The organism is Pseudomonas alcaligenes (assembly GCF_014490745.1).
Classification (GTDB): domain Bacteria; phylum Pseudomonadota; class Gammaproteobacteria; order Pseudomonadales; family Pseudomonadaceae; genus Aquipseudomonas; species Aquipseudomonas alcaligenes_C.
Map to the genome: position 1 here is coordinate 3,827,999 of NZ_LZEU01000001.1, position 15,653 is coordinate 3,843,651.

Annotated in this window: 16 protein-coding genes; 8 read left to right on the top strand and 8 right to left on the bottom strand. The window is 66.6% G+C overall.

Annotated features, from left to right (window positions below; all coding sequences use genetic code 11):
* Positions 1 to 2 precede the first annotated feature (2 nt).
* From A9179_RS17485 to A9179_RS17505, 5 genes are all read left to right on the top strand, one after another.
* Positions 3 to 1,148 carry an alginate O-acetyltransferase gene (locus A9179_RS17485; protein ID WP_187807490.1) on the top strand — a complete coding sequence of 382 codons (1,146 nt, stop codon included), beginning with the start codon at positions 3 to 5 and terminating at the stop codon, positions 1,146 to 1,148.
* 70 nt (positions 1,149 to 1,218) lie between these two features.
* The gene (locus tag A9179_RS17490; protein WP_187807491.1) at positions 1,219 to 1,863 is read left to right on the top strand and encodes an alginate O-acetyltransferase AlgF; all 645 of its coding nucleotides are present in this window, start codon (positions 1,219 to 1,221) and stop codon (positions 1,861 to 1,863) included.
* Between the two features lie 104 nt (positions 1,864 to 1,967).
* Entirely contained in the window at positions 1,968 to 3,404 is a 1,437-nt protein-coding gene (locus A9179_RS17495) for a mannose-1-phosphate guanylyltransferase/mannose-6-phosphate isomerase (RefSeq protein WP_187807492.1), read from the top strand.
* A gap of 104 nt (positions 3,405 to 3,508) precedes the next feature.
* The gene (locus tag A9179_RS17500; protein ID WP_187807493.1) at positions 3,509 to 4,342 is read left to right on the top strand and encodes an SDR family oxidoreductase; all 834 of its coding nucleotides are present in this window, start codon (positions 3,509 to 3,511) and stop codon (positions 4,340 to 4,342) included.
* 4 nt (positions 4,343 to 4,346) lie between these two features.
* Positions 4,347 to 4,724, top strand: a complete 378-nt coding sequence (locus A9179_RS17505; RefSeq protein ID WP_187807494.1) for a hypothetical protein — start codon at positions 4,347 to 4,349, stop codon at positions 4,722 to 4,724.
* On the opposite strand, the gene A9179_RS17510 is transcribed toward A9179_RS17505, so the two are convergent.
* Positions 4,721 to 5,617: a DMT family transporter gene (locus A9179_RS17510; protein ID WP_187807495.1), complete on the bottom strand. Its 897-nt coding sequence runs from the start codon at positions 5,615 to 5,617 to the stop codon at positions 4,721 to 4,723. The two genes, A9179_RS17505 and A9179_RS17510, sit on opposite strands and share 4 nt — an antisense overlap.
* Positions 5,618 to 5,761: 144 nt before the next feature.
* Between A9179_RS17510 and A9179_RS17515 the strand changes: the two genes are divergently transcribed.
* Positions 5,762 to 6,634 carry a helix-turn-helix domain-containing protein gene (locus tag A9179_RS17515; RefSeq protein ID WP_187807496.1) on the top strand — a complete coding sequence of 291 codons (873 nt, stop codon included), beginning with the start codon at positions 5,762 to 5,764 and terminating at the stop codon, positions 6,632 to 6,634.
* Here the strand turns inward: A9179_RS17515 and A9179_RS17520 are convergent, their stop codons facing one another.
* The 4 genes from A9179_RS17520 to A9179_RS17535 form a co-directional block, all read right to left on the bottom strand.
* The gene (locus A9179_RS17520) at positions 6,635 to 6,955 is read right to left on the bottom strand and encodes a DUF3325 domain-containing protein (RefSeq protein ID WP_394354769.1); all 321 of its coding nucleotides are present in this window, start codon (positions 6,953 to 6,955) and stop codon (positions 6,635 to 6,637) included. It lies immediately after the preceding gene.
* Between the two features lie 2 nt (positions 6,956 to 6,957).
* Positions 6,958 to 8,484: a PepSY-associated TM helix domain-containing protein gene (locus A9179_RS17525; protein WP_187807498.1), complete on the bottom strand. Its 1,527-nt coding sequence runs from the start codon at positions 8,482 to 8,484 to the stop codon at positions 6,958 to 6,960.
* Entirely contained in the window at positions 8,481 to 8,777 is a 297-nt protein-coding gene (locus A9179_RS17530; RefSeq protein ID WP_187807499.1) for a DUF3649 domain-containing protein, read from the bottom strand. The genes A9179_RS17525 and A9179_RS17530 overlap by 4 nt, the downstream gene beginning before the upstream one ends.
* A gap of 155 nt (positions 8,778 to 8,932) precedes the next feature.
* Positions 8,933 to 9,379 (bottom strand): phosphate-starvation-inducible protein PsiE, encoded by a 447-nt coding sequence (locus A9179_RS17535; RefSeq protein ID WP_262410740.1) that lies wholly within the window; start codon positions 9,377 to 9,379, stop codon positions 8,933 to 8,935.
* A gap of 235 nt (positions 9,380 to 9,614) precedes the next feature.
* On the opposite strand from A9179_RS17535, the gene A9179_RS17540 reads away from it, so the two are divergent.
* Positions 9,615 to 10,064 (top strand): MarR family winged helix-turn-helix transcriptional regulator, encoded by a 450-nt coding sequence (locus A9179_RS17540; RefSeq protein WP_187807501.1) that lies wholly within the window; start codon positions 9,615 to 9,617, stop codon positions 10,062 to 10,064.
* Between the two features lie 223 nt (positions 10,065 to 10,287).
* Complete coding sequence (locus tag A9179_RS17545) at positions 10,288 to 10,716, top strand: organic hydroperoxide resistance protein (protein ID WP_187807502.1); 429 nt, start codon at positions 10,288 to 10,290, stop codon at positions 10,714 to 10,716.
* Positions 10,717 to 10,795: 79 nt separating this feature from the next.
* On the opposite strand, the gene A9179_RS17550 is transcribed toward A9179_RS17545, so the two are convergent.
* From A9179_RS17550 to purL, 3 genes are all read right to left on the bottom strand, one after another.
* Positions 10,796 to 11,113 (bottom strand): YqfO family protein, encoded by a 318-nt coding sequence (locus A9179_RS17550; RefSeq protein WP_187807503.1) that lies wholly within the window; start codon positions 11,111 to 11,113, stop codon positions 10,796 to 10,798.
* Positions 11,114 to 11,431: 318 nt separating this feature from the next.
* A complete protein-coding gene (locus A9179_RS17555) occupies positions 11,432 to 11,701 on the bottom strand; it encodes a CDGSH iron-sulfur domain-containing protein (protein WP_187807504.1) in 270 nt (89 codons plus the stop codon).
* A gap of 55 nt (positions 11,702 to 11,756) precedes the next feature.
* Complete coding sequence (gene purL, locus A9179_RS17560; protein WP_187807505.1) at positions 11,757 to 15,653, bottom strand: phosphoribosylformylglycinamidine synthase; 3,897 nt, start codon at positions 15,651 to 15,653, stop codon at positions 11,757 to 11,759.

Genomic DNA, 15,653 nt, shown 5'->3' on the forward strand with positions numbered 1-15,653 from the left:
CCATGAACCGAACCGCGAACCTGCTGTATATCGGCGCCTTCGCCGGCAGCCTGCTGGCCCTGGCGGTCAGCTCGAGCCGCAGCTTCGGCGACTTCTCGGTGGCCGCCGACACGCCGCTGCTCAACGGCAAGCTGAGCCACGCCTTCGAGAAACACTACGACGATAAATTTCCGCTCAAACAGTTCGGTACCAATGTCTGGGCCGCGCTGGATTTCGCCCTGTTCGGCGAAGGCCGCCCCGGGGTGCTGATCGGCCAGGACGGCTGGCTGTATTCCGACGAGGAATTCAAGCCGGTGGCCGACGGCCCCCAGCATCTGCGCGACAACCTGGCGATCATCCGTGGCGTGCACGACGAGCTGGCCCGCCAGGATATCCAGCTGGTGCTGGCCATAGTCCCGGCCAAGTCGCGACTGTACCCGGAGTACGTCGGCACGCACCGCATCACCCGCATGCGCCAGGATCTGTTCGCCCAGTTCCGCGATGCGGCGCAGCGCGCCGGGATCATCGCCCCGGATCTGCTCGCTGCGCTGCAGGCCGGCAAGCGCCATGGCCAGGTGTTCCTGCGCACCGACACGCACTGGACACCGCTGGGCGCCGACCTCGCCGCCCAGCGCCTGGGTACGGCGGTGCAGCACGCGGTGACGCTGCAGGGCGAGCCGCAGGACTTCGTCACCGAAGATGACCGCAGCCATGCCTACCGCGGCGACCTGACCCGCTTCCTGCCGCTCGACCCGCTGTTCGAGCAGTGGCTGCCGGCCCCCGACAACCTGCAGCCACGCCAGACCCGCCCGGCCAATGCCGCGGCCGCCGTCGACGATGCCGCGCTGTTCGCCGACAGCGCGCTGCCGGTGACCCTGGTCGGCACCAGCTACAGCGCCAATCCCAGCTGGAACTTCGCCGGCGCCCTGCGTGAACACCTGCAACGCGACCTCAGCAACCACGCCGAGGACGGCCACGGGCCGATCCTGCCGATGCTCAAGTACCTGCAGAGCGACGAACTGAAGAACGCCAGGCCGCAGGTGGTGATCTGGGAATTCCCCGAGCGCTACCTGCCGATGGCCAACGACTTCAGCGACTTCGATCCGGCCTGGATCGCCGAGCTGAAGAACACCACACATACGCGCCTGGCCGATACCGCCAGCCGCTGACCACGCTTTGGGCAATACGCCCGGAACAACGGCCACCCGGCCACCGATAGCAAAGATGGAGGAACACCCCATGCACAGACCAACCCAACGCAGCTGGACGTCCTACGCCTGCGCCCTGGCCCTGGGCCTCGGCGCCCTGCACGCCCAGGCCGACGAAGGTGGGCTGTATGGCCCGCAAGCCCCCAAGGGCTCGGCCTTCGTGCGTGCTTACAACGCCGGTAATGCCGAGCTCAGCGTGAATGTCGGCAACACCGATCTCAACGATATCGCCCCGCTCGGTTCCAGCGACTTCAAGTTCCTCCCGGCCGGCAGCTACAGCGCCCAGGTCGGCAACAGCAACCTGCCGGTGAAGCTGGATGCCGACAAGTACTACACCCTGGTCAGCCAGCCGGGCGATGCCCCCCGGCTGGTCGAGGAACAACCGTTCAAGAACAAGCAGAAGGCGCTGATCCGCGTGCAGAACCTCAGCGACAGCAAGCTGACCCTGAAGACCGCCGACGGCAAGACCCCGGTGGTCGAGGCGGTAGGCCCGGACAGCAGCGGCCAGCGCGAGATCAACCCGGTACGGGTCGGCCTGGCGCTGTTCGACGGCGACAAGAAGGTCAGCGACCTCAAGCCGGTGGTACTGGAGCGCGGCGAAGTGGTCTGCCTGTACATCACCGGCAGCGCCGGCAAGCTCTCGCCGGTGTGGGTCAAGCGCCCTGCCGAGAGCTGAGTGACGCCCCACGTACCCGCGCCGCAGAACGCGGGACGTGGTCATCCGCCGATCCGGAGCATTGGGGAGCGACAACTGATGACTGACCTACAGGAGATACACCCATGATTCCCATCATTCTTTCCGGCGGCAGCGGCTCGCGCCTCTGGCCGCTCTCGCGCAAGCAATACCCCAAGCAGTTCCTCGCCCTCACCGGCGAGCACACCCTGTTCCAGCAGACCCTGCAGCGCCTGGACTTCGACGGCATGCAGCCGGCGGTGCTGGTAGCCAACCAGGAACACCGCTTCATCGTCCAGGAACAGCTGGGGCAGCTGCAGCTCAAGTCGCAGATGCTGCTGCTCGAACCCTTCGGCCGCAACACCGCGCCGGCGGTAGCCATCGCCGCCATGCAGCTGCTCGCCGAAGGGCGTGACGAGCTGATGCTGGTACTGCCCGCCGACCATGTGCTGGACGACCAGCACGCCTTCCAGCAGGCCCTGGCCCTGGCCACGGTGGCGGCGGAAAAAGGCGAGATGGTGCTGTTCGGCGTGCCGGCGCTGAAGCCGGAAACCGGCTACGGCTATATCCGCGCCAGCAGCGACACGCGCCTGCCGCCGGGCATCCAGCGCGTCGCGCAGTTCGTCGAGAAACCCGACGCCGAGCGCGCCGCGGCCTACGTGCAGGCCGGTGACTACTACTGGAACAGCGGCATGTTCCTGTTCCGCGCCAGTCGCTACCTCGACGAGCTCAAGCACCATGACGTGGACATCTACGACACCTGCCTGCTGGCCCTGGAGCGCAGCAAGCGCGAGGACGGGCAGATCAGCATCGACGCCGCCACCTTCGCCTGCTGCCCGGACAACTCCATCGACTACGCGGTGATGGAGAAGACCGCGCGGGCCTGCGTGGTGCCGCTCACCGCCGGCTGGAACGATGTCGGCAGCTGGTCGTCGATCTGGGATGTGCATCCCAAGGACTGCGACGGCAACGTCACCAAGGGCGACGTGGTGCTGCACAACAGCCGCAACTGCCTGGTGCACGGCAACGGCAAGCTGGTCTCGGTGATCGGCCTGGACGACATAGTGGTGGTGGAAACCAAGGACGCCATGATGGTGGCGCACAAGGATCACGTGCAGGACGTGAAGAAGATGGTCGGCCTGCTGGACGCCCAGGGCCGCACGGAAACCCAGAACCACTGCGCCGTATACCGCCCGTGGGGCAGCTACGACTCGGTGGACATGGGCGGGCGCTTCCAGGTCAAGCACATCACGGTCAAGCCTGGTGCCCAGCTCTCGCTGCAGATGCACCACCACCGCGCCGAGCACTGGATCGTGGTGTCCGGCACCGCCCAGGTGACCTGCGACGAGAATGTCTTCCTGCTCACCGAGAATCAGTCGACCTACATTCCGATGACTTCGGTGCACCGCCTGAGCAACCCCGGCAAGATTCCTCTGGAGATCATCGAGGTGCAGTCCGGCAGTTACCTGGGCGAGGACGATATCGAGCGCCTGGAAGACGTCTATGGGCGCAGCACCGAGGTGCGCGACGTACCCGTGAGCTGACGCCCCTGTCACGCGTATGGCCTGCCAGGCCATACGCGTACCGCGCGCCTTGTGTAGGATGCGGGCATACCGTCGCCCGCGAACAACACTACAAGGAGCGCTGCATGAGCCAACCCGTCGTTCTTATCACCGGCTGTTCCAGCGGCATCGGCCGCGCCCTGGCCGAGGCCTTCCGCGACGCCGGCTACAACGTCTGGGCCTGCGCGCGCAAAGCCGCCGACCTGGCCGCCCTGGAGGCGGCCGGTTTCACTGCGGCGGAACTCGACGTCAACGATGCCGCCGCCATGCAACGCCTGGTCGAACGCCTGGGTCACGAGGCCGGTCGCCTCGACGTGCTGATCAACAATGCCGGCTACGGCGCCATGGGCCCGCTGCTCGATGGCGGCGCCACGGCGATGCGCCAGCAATTCGAAACCAACGTGTTCAGCCTGGTCGAACTGACCCGCGCCTGCTTCCCACTGCTGCGCGCCAGCCGCGGCCGGGTGGTGAACATCGGCAGTATTTCCAGCGTGCTGATCACCCCGTTCGCCGGCGCCTACTGCGCCTCCAAGGCGGCGGTACATGCGCTGTCCGGCGCCCTGCGCCTGGAGCTGGCACCGTTCGGCGTGCAGGTGATGGAAGTGCAGCCGGGAGCCATCGCCTCCAGCTTCGGCGCCAATGCCAGCCAGAGCGCCGAGCAGCTGATCAGCGAACAGTCGCCCTGGTGGCCGCTGCGCGAAGGCATCCGCGCCCGCGCCAACGCCTCCCAGGAAAAACCGACGCCGGCCAGCGAGTTCGCCGCCATCCTTCTGGCCGCCGCGCAGCGCCCCGAGAGTCCGGCCCTGCTGCGCATCGGCAATGGCAGCCGCAGCCTGCCGCTGCTGGTGCGCTGGCTGCCGCGCAAGCTGATGGATCGGATGATGAGCAAGCGCTTCGGCCTCGACTGCCAGCTGGACTGAGCGCATGGCCGACGTCAGACGCTTTGCCCTGCATCGCTATGCGCTGGGGGCGATCCTCGCAGTGATCCTGCTCAACCTGCTGGCGCGCGGCCTGCTGCGCATCGGCGGGGTGCCGGCCACCCTGCTGGTGGCCGTGCTGGTCGCCCTGGGGCTGCGCTGGCTGTACCGCCGCCTCGAAGGCCGGCGCCCCGAACCGGGCGCCGCCTGGGTGCTGACCCTGCTCTACGGCGCCGGGCTCGGCCTGCTCTACCTGGGCCTGTGGGGCCTGATGTGGCTGAAGGACGAACCCGGCCACATGGGCCAGCTGCTGTTCGTCCTGCATTACCTCAGCTACCCGGTCAGCCTTGCGCTGGCCCTGCTCCTCGGCCGTCGCCCCGGCTAGCGCGCGGGCAACGCCTGTGCCGCCGGCTTCGGCTGGCGGAACACCAGCACGTTGCCGAGCATCACCAGCAGCAGACCGAACAGTGCCGGCGCCGTCCACTGGTAGCCCTCGACGAACACCGAGATGTTCAGCGCCACCACCGGGAACAGCACGGTGCAGTAAGCTGCGCGCTCCGGGCCCATACGCCCGACCAGGGTCAGGTAGGCGGTGAAGCCGATCACCGAACCGGGAATCGCCAGGTACAGCAGCGAGCCGATATAGCGGCTGTTGGCTTCGAAGGTGAACGGCACGCCACTCACCAGGCAGTAGCCGCCCAGCAGCAGTGCGCCATACAGCATGCCCCAGGCATTGGTGGTCAGCGGCTTGAGCCCGGCCTGCTGCTGCAGGCTGGACAGCAGGTTGCCGGCGGAGAAACACAGGGTACCGAGCAGGGCCAGGCCGAGGCCGATCAGGGTCTGGCGGCTGGCCTCGTGGTGCGCCAGTTCGGGCCAGAACAGCAGCGCCAGGCCGAGCAGCCCCAGGGCGCCACCGGCCAGGACGTTGGCGGCGATCCGCCGGCCCATGAAGATCCGCGCATTGAGTGCGTTCCACAGGGTCGCGGTGGAGAAGATCACCGCCACCAGGCCGCTGGGGATCCATTGGCTGGCGGTGTAGAAGCACAGGAAGTTGAGGCAGAACAGGCACAGGCCCTGGGCCAGGCACAGCAGCTGGGCGCGCCGGTCGAGACGCTGCAGACGCTGGCTGAGCAGAAGCAGGACGAACAGCACGCTGGCCGCCAGGGCGAAGCGATAGGCAATCGAAACGGGGATGGCCACCTCGCCCAGCTGCAGCTTGAGGGCGATCCAGGTGGTGCCCCAGATCAGGACGGTGAGCAGGTACAGCGACAGGTTCATGGCAGCACTCCAGCAGCGGCAGCCCAGTGTCCTCCCGCCCCGGCTCGCCGCGCTTGCACAAAGTTGCGCTTATTTGCCCGGCGGTGCTGGCAGCCTCGCGCCTGCGGGGTAGGATGAGCCATCCGTCGCCATCGCCCGTGCGCCATGTCCACCCTCGAACGCCACCAGGTTTTCCAGTCCCTCAGCAGTTCGCCGCATGCTCGCCTGGAGCATGTCGCCGAGCTGGGCGACGGCCTGGGCGCGGCGCTGTGGAGCAACCATCACGACGCCCGCGACTACCAGGGGCCAAGCCATCACACGCTGTCGTGCTACCTCACCGGCGGCACCGGCACCTTCCGCCGCGAAGCGCCGTCGCACAAGGGCGCGCCGGACAAGCTGTGCATCCTGCCGGCCGGCCACGACTCGTCCTGGGTGATCAACGGCGAGATTCGCCTGGCCCACCTGTATGTCAGCCCGGAGCGCTTCGCCGCCAGCGCAGTCAGCCTGCTCGACCGCGAACCGCGCGAGCTGCAGCTGCGCGAAAGCACCTTTCTCGAGGACGCGGCCCTGGCCGGCCAGTTTCATCGGCTGGTGAACCTCAACTGGGACGAGCCAGGCGAACGCCTGCTCGGCAGCAGCCTGGCCCACGAGATGCTCAGCCACGTGCTGCTGACCCAGGTCGGCCTGCGCCAGGGTCTGCAGATCAAGGGGGGATTGGCGCCGCACCTGCGCCGGCGCCTGGTCGAGTACATCGAGCAGCACATCGGCGAGCCGCTGCCGCTGGGCGAGCTGGCGCAGCTGGCCAGCCTGTCGGAATACCACTTCGTGCGCATGTTCCGTGCCAGCTTCGGCCTGCCACCGCACCGCTACGTGCTGCAGCGGCGCCTGTTGCGATCCCGCGAACTGCTGCTGCACAGCCAGCTGGCGTTGGGCGAGATCGCCCTGGCCTGCGGCTTCAGCAGCGCCAGTCACTTCAGCAACCGCTTCCGCCAGGCATTCGGCGGCGCGCCCAACCTGCTGCGCGCCAGCCGCGGCTGATCAGAACAGCAGCGCCACGCCACCGGCCAGCGGCAGCAGGCCGGCCAGGGGGAACACCCAGCGCTCGCGCCAGGCCAGCAACGCCACCAGCAGCAGGCCGGCCAGCATCAGCTGGCACAGCCACAGCACGCTGCCGATCTCGCCGCCTTCGGCGCCGATGCACAGCAGCAGGCCGGCGAGCATGCCGAGCGGCGCCAGCGCGCGCAGCAGACGCTGCCGCCGCTGGGCTGGCGCCCCGCTGAGCAGCACCTTGTGGTGACGCGACATGGCCAGGCACAGGGCAGTCATGGCCAGGTAGTTGAACGCAAAGCCGAGCAGCAACATCAGACGGCCTCCTCGACCAGGGGGCGACAGGAACGCACGGCCTTGGCCTGCTGCGGCTGGGCCAGGCGCCAGGCGCACAGGGCGCTGATCAGGCCACCGAGCAGCAGGAACAGATCGATACCGGCCAGCGCCCAGTCGCCACGCGCCAGGCTGGACGGCAGGCCGCCGTGGGCAGTGCTCAGGGCATTCAGCAGCGGCAGCAGCAGGGCCAGCAGCGCGCCCAGGGCCAGTTGCTGGCGGAGCAGGTTGCGCGGCTGGTTGCGGCGCAGGGCCGACCACAGCAGCACCAGCAGCCAGCTGCCGACAAACACCCAGCCTTCGGCATTGGCGCGCTCGGTGAGGTTGTCCGGAATCAGGCGGTTGCCCCACAGCAGGGCCAGGCTGGCCAGCGGCAGGCCGACGAACACCCCGCCGTTGAGCGCCCGCACCAGGCCGATGCCGGCATCGCCGCGGGCCTCGCGTTTGCTCAGCCAGACCTGCAGGCCGCCCACCAGCATGGCGCAGCCGGAAAAGCCCAGCAGCAGGTAGAGCAGGCGCACCAGGGTGCCGCCGAACTGCGCCATGTGCAGGCCGGTCAGCCAGCTGTAGGCCTGGTAGCCGCTGGAGACCTTCTGCTCATGCAGCAGGACGCCGCTGGCGTCGTCGTAGCTCAGGGTGTCCTGGGGGGCGGCGATGCGCGACTGCTCGCGGCGGCGCACATCCACCACCCCGGCTTCGTCGCCCGGGTGATGCACGCTGACCCAGCCGACGTCGCTACCGCCCCACTGCTGGCGCGAACGCTCGATCAGCTCGTTCAGGGAAGCCTGCTGCGCCGCCGGCTTGTGCACGCCCTCGCGCATGTAGGCGCCCATCACGTCGGTGAAGAAATGCTCGATGTTGCTCTGGTAGGCGACCTGGGCGCCGGCCGGCATGTAGTTGGAGACGAAGATCGCCAGGCCGGTGTAGGCCAGTACCAGGTGGAAGGGGAAGCCGACCACGCCGAACAGGTTGTGCGCATCCAGCCAGGCGCGCTGGCCATTGGCATTCGGCCGCAGGGTGAAGAAGTCCTTGAAGATGCGCCGGTGGATGATCACCCCGGAGACCAGCGCCACCAGCATGAACATGCCGGCCAGGCCAACGATGTAGATGCCGATGTTGCCGGCATGCAGGGCGTAGTGCAGCTCGAAGAAGAAGCCGCCGCCGAGGGTCTCCGGCATCGGCTGGTGGCTGGCCGGGTCGAACGCGACATTGTGGATCTGCTCCGTCTTGTCGATTTCCCAGCCCAGGCGCCAGTAAGGCTCACGCTCGGTCGGCGGGTGCATCCAGAAGGCGTGCAGTTCGTCCTTGACGTTGCGTTGCACCCAGGCCCGCACGTCGTCGGCGGTCATGCTGGACTCGCTCGCCTGGTGCAGCGCCGGACGCATCCAGCGCTCCAGCTCCTTGTCGAAGCAGGCAATGGTGCCGGCGAAGATGATCACGTAGAGCAGCCAGCTCGGCAGCAGGCCACCCCAGGTGTGCAGACCGGCCATGGATTGACGCAGGCTCATGGGCGTACCCCCAGTTCAGAGGGCAGGAAGGCGGCCAGGCACATCAGCGCGGTCAGGCCGACCAGCCACAGCCAGGCACGGGTCGCGCTGCGCGCGGCGAACACGTAGATCACCGCCGCCGTCCACACGGCGAAGCAGGCCAGGCTGGAGAACACCACACGGTCGGCCTTGGCCAGCGGCAGGTAGACGGAAAAGAAGGCGGTGAAGCCATAGGCCAGTGCGTAGCCGCCGATCAGGGCGGCCAGCACGCGGGAGGCGATGCTCCAGCGCGACAGGGATGATTTCTTGCTCACGGTCGACTCGATCTTCTGCGGAGGTAAGGCCTGGTCAGGGCACAGATGCAATCAGATCGCGTATCTTATTGAGAAACACTTGCAATGGATAGCGTTTATCCCCTAGCCGGCGACCGTGCTGGGGCGGCAAAACTGTCACCACATATTGCCGGCCCTCAGCTTTCCTCGCTGCCGCCCTCTTCTGCCGGCCGGCTGCTGGCCACCGAGGGAAAGCGCGACGAGGCGAAGCGCACCACCAGGATCGCCAGGGCCAGCAACAGGATGGCGCCGGAGACATAAACCACGCCCATGTCCGGCTTGTAATGGTGCGACACGTCGGAGATCAGCAGGCGGGTCAGCGCGGTGATCGCCACATAGATAAGGAAGCGCACCGGCATGTGATTGGTCTTGAAGTAGATGCCGACCATGGCGCCCAGCTCCAGGTAGATGAACAGCAGGAGGATGTCATCCACCGTGATGTGCCCCTTCTCCAGCATGCCGAGAAAGGCCACAACCGAGGCCCAGGCGGTGATACCGCCGATACCGAACAGGGCCAGGTAGTGGAATGCCTCCACCAGCAGATTGCCCACCGACTGCGCCTGCTTGTGCATGCCTTCGCGCATTGCATCGACTCGTTTCACTTGCACCTGCCACTCCTTCAACTGCATTGATCTGCCCTAAGCCAGGCCGGCCACCCTACCCATGCAGAATGGAGGCCAGCCGCGATCCAGAGCCTCTGCCCCGCTGCGGCAGAGACACAGACGCCGCGACATGACCAAGCGGTCACCCGCAAAGCAGTTTGCGGAACGATAGTTGGCGCGATAAATTATTGTGCAGACGTCCTGTCCGGAGATTCCCATGAGCACGGCCAAATCCTGCGAAGCGCTGCAGCTGGATAACCAGCTGTGCTTTGCCCTGTACTCCACCTCCCTGCTGCTGACCAAGGCCTACAAGCCTCTGCTGCAGTCCATTGGCCTGACCTATCCGCAGTACCTGGCCATGCTGGTGCTGTGGGAAGGCGACGGCATCACCGTCGGCGATATCAGCGCACGCCTGCTGACCGACCCCGGTTCGCTGACCCCGCTGCTCAAGCGCCTGGAAGGCGAAGGCCTGATCACCCGCACCCGCAGCAGCGCCGACGAGCGCGTGGTGGAGCTGCGCCTGACCGAACGGGGTCGCGCCCTGCAGGAACAGGCCGCGCACTTCCCCGCCTGCATCGCCGAGGCCGTCGGCCAGCCAGGCAGCGAGCTGCTGGCCCTCAAGGCCGAAGTAGTGGCCCTGCGCGAGAAGCTGCGCCAGGCCCTCTGATCCCCCTGCGCTGGCCGATCATCCGGCCAGCCATCCCGCCACTCTTCCCTATTCCTCGCCCTGCAGCCCAGGCTGCGCCTGCTTATTCCTTTGCGCACAAATCATTAGAACGATAAATTCCAACAATTATCTTGCGCACTAAATAAATCACGCCTAGAGTTCACCTCACGCACTTAGTTAGCGCGCAAGATTTTAGACAGCAAACCAAACTGGAGATACCACCATGCAAACCATCAAAGCGCTCTACACCGCCACTGCAACCGCCACCGGTGGCCGCGACGGCCGTGCCGTCTCCTCCGACGGCTTCCTCGACGTCAAGCTGACCACCCCGCGCGAACTGGGTGGCCAGGGCGGCGAAGCGACCAACCCGGAGCAGCTGTTCGCCGCCGGCTACTCGGCCTGCTTCATCGGTGCCCTGAAGTTCGTCGCCAGCCAGAAGAAACAGGCCTTCCCGGCCGACGCCTCGATCACCGGCAAGGTCGGCATCGGCCAGATCCCCGGCGGCTTCGGCCTGGAAGTGGAGCTGAACATCAGCCTGCCGGGCCTGGAACAGGACGTGGCGCAAGCCCTGGTCGACGCCGCCCACCAGGTCTGCCCGTACTCTAACGCCACCCGCGGCAATATCGCGGTACGCCTGAACGTCGCCGTCTAAGCACACCGTTCGCACCGCAAAAAGCAAAAGCCCCGACTCGCCATAGGCGGGTCGGGGCTTTTCTGTAGGGGTTAGGGGCTCAGAAGCGCAGGTCGGACAGGCGCCACACGTCGAAGGCCGGCGTCTCGTAGGGGTGGGTATTCTTCATGGCCTTGACCACGTCGTGGATCAGCTCGTCGGCCACCACCAGCTCGACCTTCCACTCCGCCACTTCCTCGATCCGCCCGAGCTGGCCGAGGAACGGCTCGCTGCCGTTGAGCGGGCGGTACTGCCCGGTGCCCAGGGTCTGCCAGCAGCAGCTGTCATAGTTACCGATGCGTCCTGCTCCGGCGGCGAACATCGCCGTCTTGACCACATCCAGGTGGCTTTCCGGCACATAGAAACACAACTTGTACATCGAGTTCTCCACGGTGCATCGACGAATACGGGAGCCTGGGGCTCACCCTGCCAAAACCATAATGGCATTTTGCCACATCAGTGCCGAGAGGCACAGTTCGCAACTCTGCATTGGAGTCCTGGAGAAAGAGATAGTCCATTTCCTGACTAGAGCAGTTAGCCATAAGCCGAGGCGGACTAAGAACCTGCTTACGATCTTCTGGATTAGCGCCAGACAAGGCAAAAGTGCCGAAAAAGCGCAGTTTACGCAGTGTAAATGAGCATTTTGAGGCCACTTTTAACGCCGTATGGCCGACAGCAAGGAGGTCGTAAGCAGGTTCTAGGAACCTTGGGTGAAGCGCCGCCACCGCGCCTTGAGCCCATTGGCTGGCGGGTTGTGGCTACCGTCACAGTAGGGCAGGCGCTGCGACTGGCCACAGCGGCACAGCAGCAGATGCTGTTCGCGCACCACCTGCAGTTGCAGGCCGTGGGTACAGGCAGGAGAACAATCGGGAAGCGCGGGAGAACGCCCGCAGCGGCACAGCAGCAAGGTTTCGCCCGGCTGCACCCGGCGTACCTCAGGAAGGATGACCTCAGGGCCGTCGCTCACCGACAGCCCCTCGATCCGCCCTCCCCCGCAGGCGGGAGAGGGTTGTGCGTGGGGATCAGTCGACCCACACGCGGGCGTTGCGGAACATGCGCAGCCAGCCGCCGTCTTCCTGCCACTCGTCCGGGCGCCAGGAGTTCTGCACGGCGCGGAATACCCGCTCCGGGTGCGGCATCATGATGGTCACGCGGCCGTCGCGGCTGCACAGACCGGTGATGCCACGCGGCGAACCGTTGGGGTTGGCCGGGTAGGTTTCGGTGACCTTGCCGTGGTTGTCGACGAAGCGCAGCGCCACGGAGCCGGACAGATCCGCCTCGAGCAGGGCCTCCTCGCTTTCAAACTCGGCATGGCCTTCGCCGTGGGCGATGGCGATCGGCATGCGCGAACCGGCCATGCCACGCAGGAAGATCGACGCCGACTCCTGCACCTGCACCATGGCCACGCGTGCCTCGAACTGCTCCGAGCGGTTGCGCACGAAGTGCGGCCAGAACTCGGTGCCGGGAATCAGCTCGTGCAGGTTGCTCATCATCTGGCAGCCGTTGCACACGCCGAGGGCAAAGCTGTCCTTGCGCTCGAAGAAGGCCTGGAAACCATCGCGGGCACGGGCGTTGAACAGGATCGACTTGGCCCAGCCTTCACCGGCGCCGAGCACGTCGCCGTAGGAGAAGCCGCCGCAGGCCACCAGGCCCTTGAACTCTTCCAGGCTGACGCGGCCGCTGAGGATGTCGCTCATGTGCACGTCGATCGCGCTGAAACCGGCGCGGTCGAAGGCCGCGGCCATCTCCACCTGACCGTTGACGCCCTGCTCGCGCAGCACGGCGATGCGCGGACGCACGCCTTTCTTGATGTAGGGCGCGGCGATGTCCTGGTTGACGTCATAGGACAGCTTGATCGACAGACCCGGGTTGTCCTCGTCGAGGATGTTGTCGAACTCCTGCTCGGCGCAGCTGACGTTGTCGCGCAGGCGCTGGATCTGGTAGCTGGTCTCGGCCCACTGGCGCTGCAGCAGACGGCGCTGGCCACCGAACACCGCTTCACCGTTGAAGCTAATGGCCACGTCGCTGCCGTTGACCGGCTGGCCGATCACCGCCACGCAGTCGTCGAGGCCGGCGGCGCTGAACTGCGCCAGCACTTCCGGAGTGGCGTCCTGGTGTACCTGGATCACCGCGCCGAGCTCTTCGTTGAACAGCACGGCAGCCAGGTCATCCTTGCCATCGGCCAGGGCGTCGAGGAACAGGTTGAGGCCGCAGTGGCCGGCGAAGGCCATTTCCAGGGCGGTGGTCAGCAGGCCACCGTCGGAGCGGTCGTGGTAGGCCAGGATATGGCCGTCGGCATTCAGGCCCTGGATCACGGCGAAGAAGGCCTTGAGGTCTTCAGCGTCGTCGACGTCCGGCACGCTCTGGCCGATCTGCGCGTAGGTCTGCGCCAGGATCGAGCCGCCCATGCGGTTCTGCCCGCGACCGAGGTCGATCAGGATCAGGTCGGTCTCGCCCTTGTCCAGGCGCAGCTGCGGAGTCAGCGACTTGCGCACATCCTGCACCGGAGCGAAGCCGGAGATCACCAGCGACAGCGGCGAGGTCACGCTCTTGTCGACGCCCTCGTCCTGCCAGCGGGTCTTCATGGACATCGAGTCCTTGCCCACCGGAATGGTGATGCCGAGCGCCGGGCACAGCTCCATGCCGACCGCTTTGACCGTGTCGTACAGGCGCGCGTCTTCGCCCGGGTGGCCGGCAGCGGCCATCCAGTTGGCCGACAGCTTGATATCGGACAGCTTGTCGATGCGCGCGGCGGCCAGGTTGGTGATGGTCTCGCCGACCGCCATGCGGCCCGAAGCCGGGGCGTCGAGCAGGGCCAGCGGGGTGCGCTCGCCCATGGCCATGGCTTCACCGGTGTAGACGTCGAAGCTGGTGGCGGTGACGGCGCAGTCGGCCACCGGTACCTGCCACGGGCCGACCATCTGGTCGCGGGCAACCAGGCCGGTGATGGTGCGGTCGCCGATGGTGATCAGGAAGCTCTTGCTGGCCACGGCCGGGTGGCGCAGCACGCGGCTCACCGCTTCGTCGATGTCGACGCGGGCGGCGGCGAAGTCATCGCCCTGCTCTGCTTCGCGAGCCACGCTGCGGTGCATGCGTGGCGGCTTGCCGAGCAGTACTTCCAGCGGCATGTCCACCGGCTTGTTGCCGAAGTGGCTGTCGGAGACGGTCAGATGCGGCTCGGCGATGGCCTCGCCGACCACCGCGAACGGGCAGCGCTCGCGCTCGCAGATGGCCTTGAAGCGCTCGAAGTCGGCGGCGTCGACCGACATCACGTAACGTTCCTGCGATTCGTTGCACCAGATTTCGTGCGGGGCCATGCCCGGCTCGTCGTTGGGTACGGCGCGCAGTTCGAAGCGACCGCCACGGCCGCCGTCATTGATCAGTTCCGGCAGGGCGTTGGAGATACCGCCGGCGCCGACGTCGTGGATGAACTTGATCGGGTTGGCATCGCCCAGCTGCCAGCAGCGGTCGATGACTTCCTGGCAACGACGCTCCATTTCCGGGTTGTCGCGCTGCACCGAGGCGAAGTCCAGGTCGGCCGAGCTGGCGCCGGTGGCCATGGAGGACGCGGCGCCGCCGCCCAGGCCGATCAGCATGGCCGGGCCGCCGAGCACGATCAGCTTGGCGCCGACCGAGATCTCGCCCTTCTGCACATGGTCTTCACGGATGTTGCCGAGGCCGCCGGCGAGCATGATCGGCTTGTGGTAGCCGCGCACTTCCTCGCCACGCGGGCTCTGCACCGCCTGCTCGAAGGTACGGAAGTAGCCGTTCAGCGCCGGGCGGCCGAATTCGTTGTTGAACGCGGCGCCGCCCAGCGGGCCCTCGATCATGATGTCCAGCGCGGTGACGATGCGCTCGGGCTTGCCGTAGGGCTTCTCCCACGGCTGCTCGAAACCGGGGATGTTCAGGTTGGACACGCTGAAACCGGTCAGGCCGGCCTTCGGCTTGGCGCCGCGACCGGTGGCGCCTTCGTCGCGGATCTCGCCGCCGGAGCCGGTGGAGGCGCCGGGGAACGGGGCGATGGCGGTCGGGTGGTTGTGCGTTTCCACCTTCATCAGGATGTGCACCGGCTCCTGAGTGGCGCCGTATTCGCGGGTTTCCGGATTGGGGAAGAAGCGCCCGGCCTCATGGCCGACGATCACCGAGGCGTTGTCCTTGTAGGCGGACAGCACGCCATCGCTGTGCATCTGGTAGGTGTTCTTGATCATGCCGAACAGCGACTTGTCCTGGCTCTCGCCGTCGATGTCCCAGCTGGCATTGAAGATCTTGTGGCGGCAGTGCTCGGAGTTGGCCTGGGCGAACATCATCAGTTCAACGTCGTGCGGGTTGCGGCCCAGCTCGGTGAAGTTCTTCACCAGGTAGTCGATCTCGTCGTCGGCCAGGGCCAGGCCCAGCTGCACGTTGGCCTGCACCAGGGCGGCGCGGCCGCCGCCGAGGATGTCCACCGCGGTCAGCGGCTTGGGCTCGGCGTGGTTGAACAGGCCGGCAGCCTCTTCCAGGGCACCCAGCACCAGCTGGGTCATGCGGTCGTGCAGCACGGCAGCCACGGCCTGGGCCTCGGCTGCGTTCAGCTCGCCGCTGACGTAGTAGGCGATGCCGCGCTCCAGGCGCTCGATCTTGGCCAGGCCGCAGTTGCGGGCGATGTCGCTGGCCTTGCTCGACCAGGGCGAAATGGTGCCGAAACGCGGGATGGTCAGGAACAGCTTGCCGCTGGGTTCCTGCACCGGAACGCTCGGGCCGTACTTCAGCAGACGGGCCAGAACTTGCTCTTCGGCGGCGGTCAGCACACCGGTCACTTCGGCAAAGTGCGCGAACTCGGCGTACAGCCCGGTCACGGCGGGAACCTTGGCGGTCAGTTGCGAAAGCAGTTTGCCGTGACGGAAGGCGGAAAGAGCGGGCGCGCCGCGCAGGATCAACAT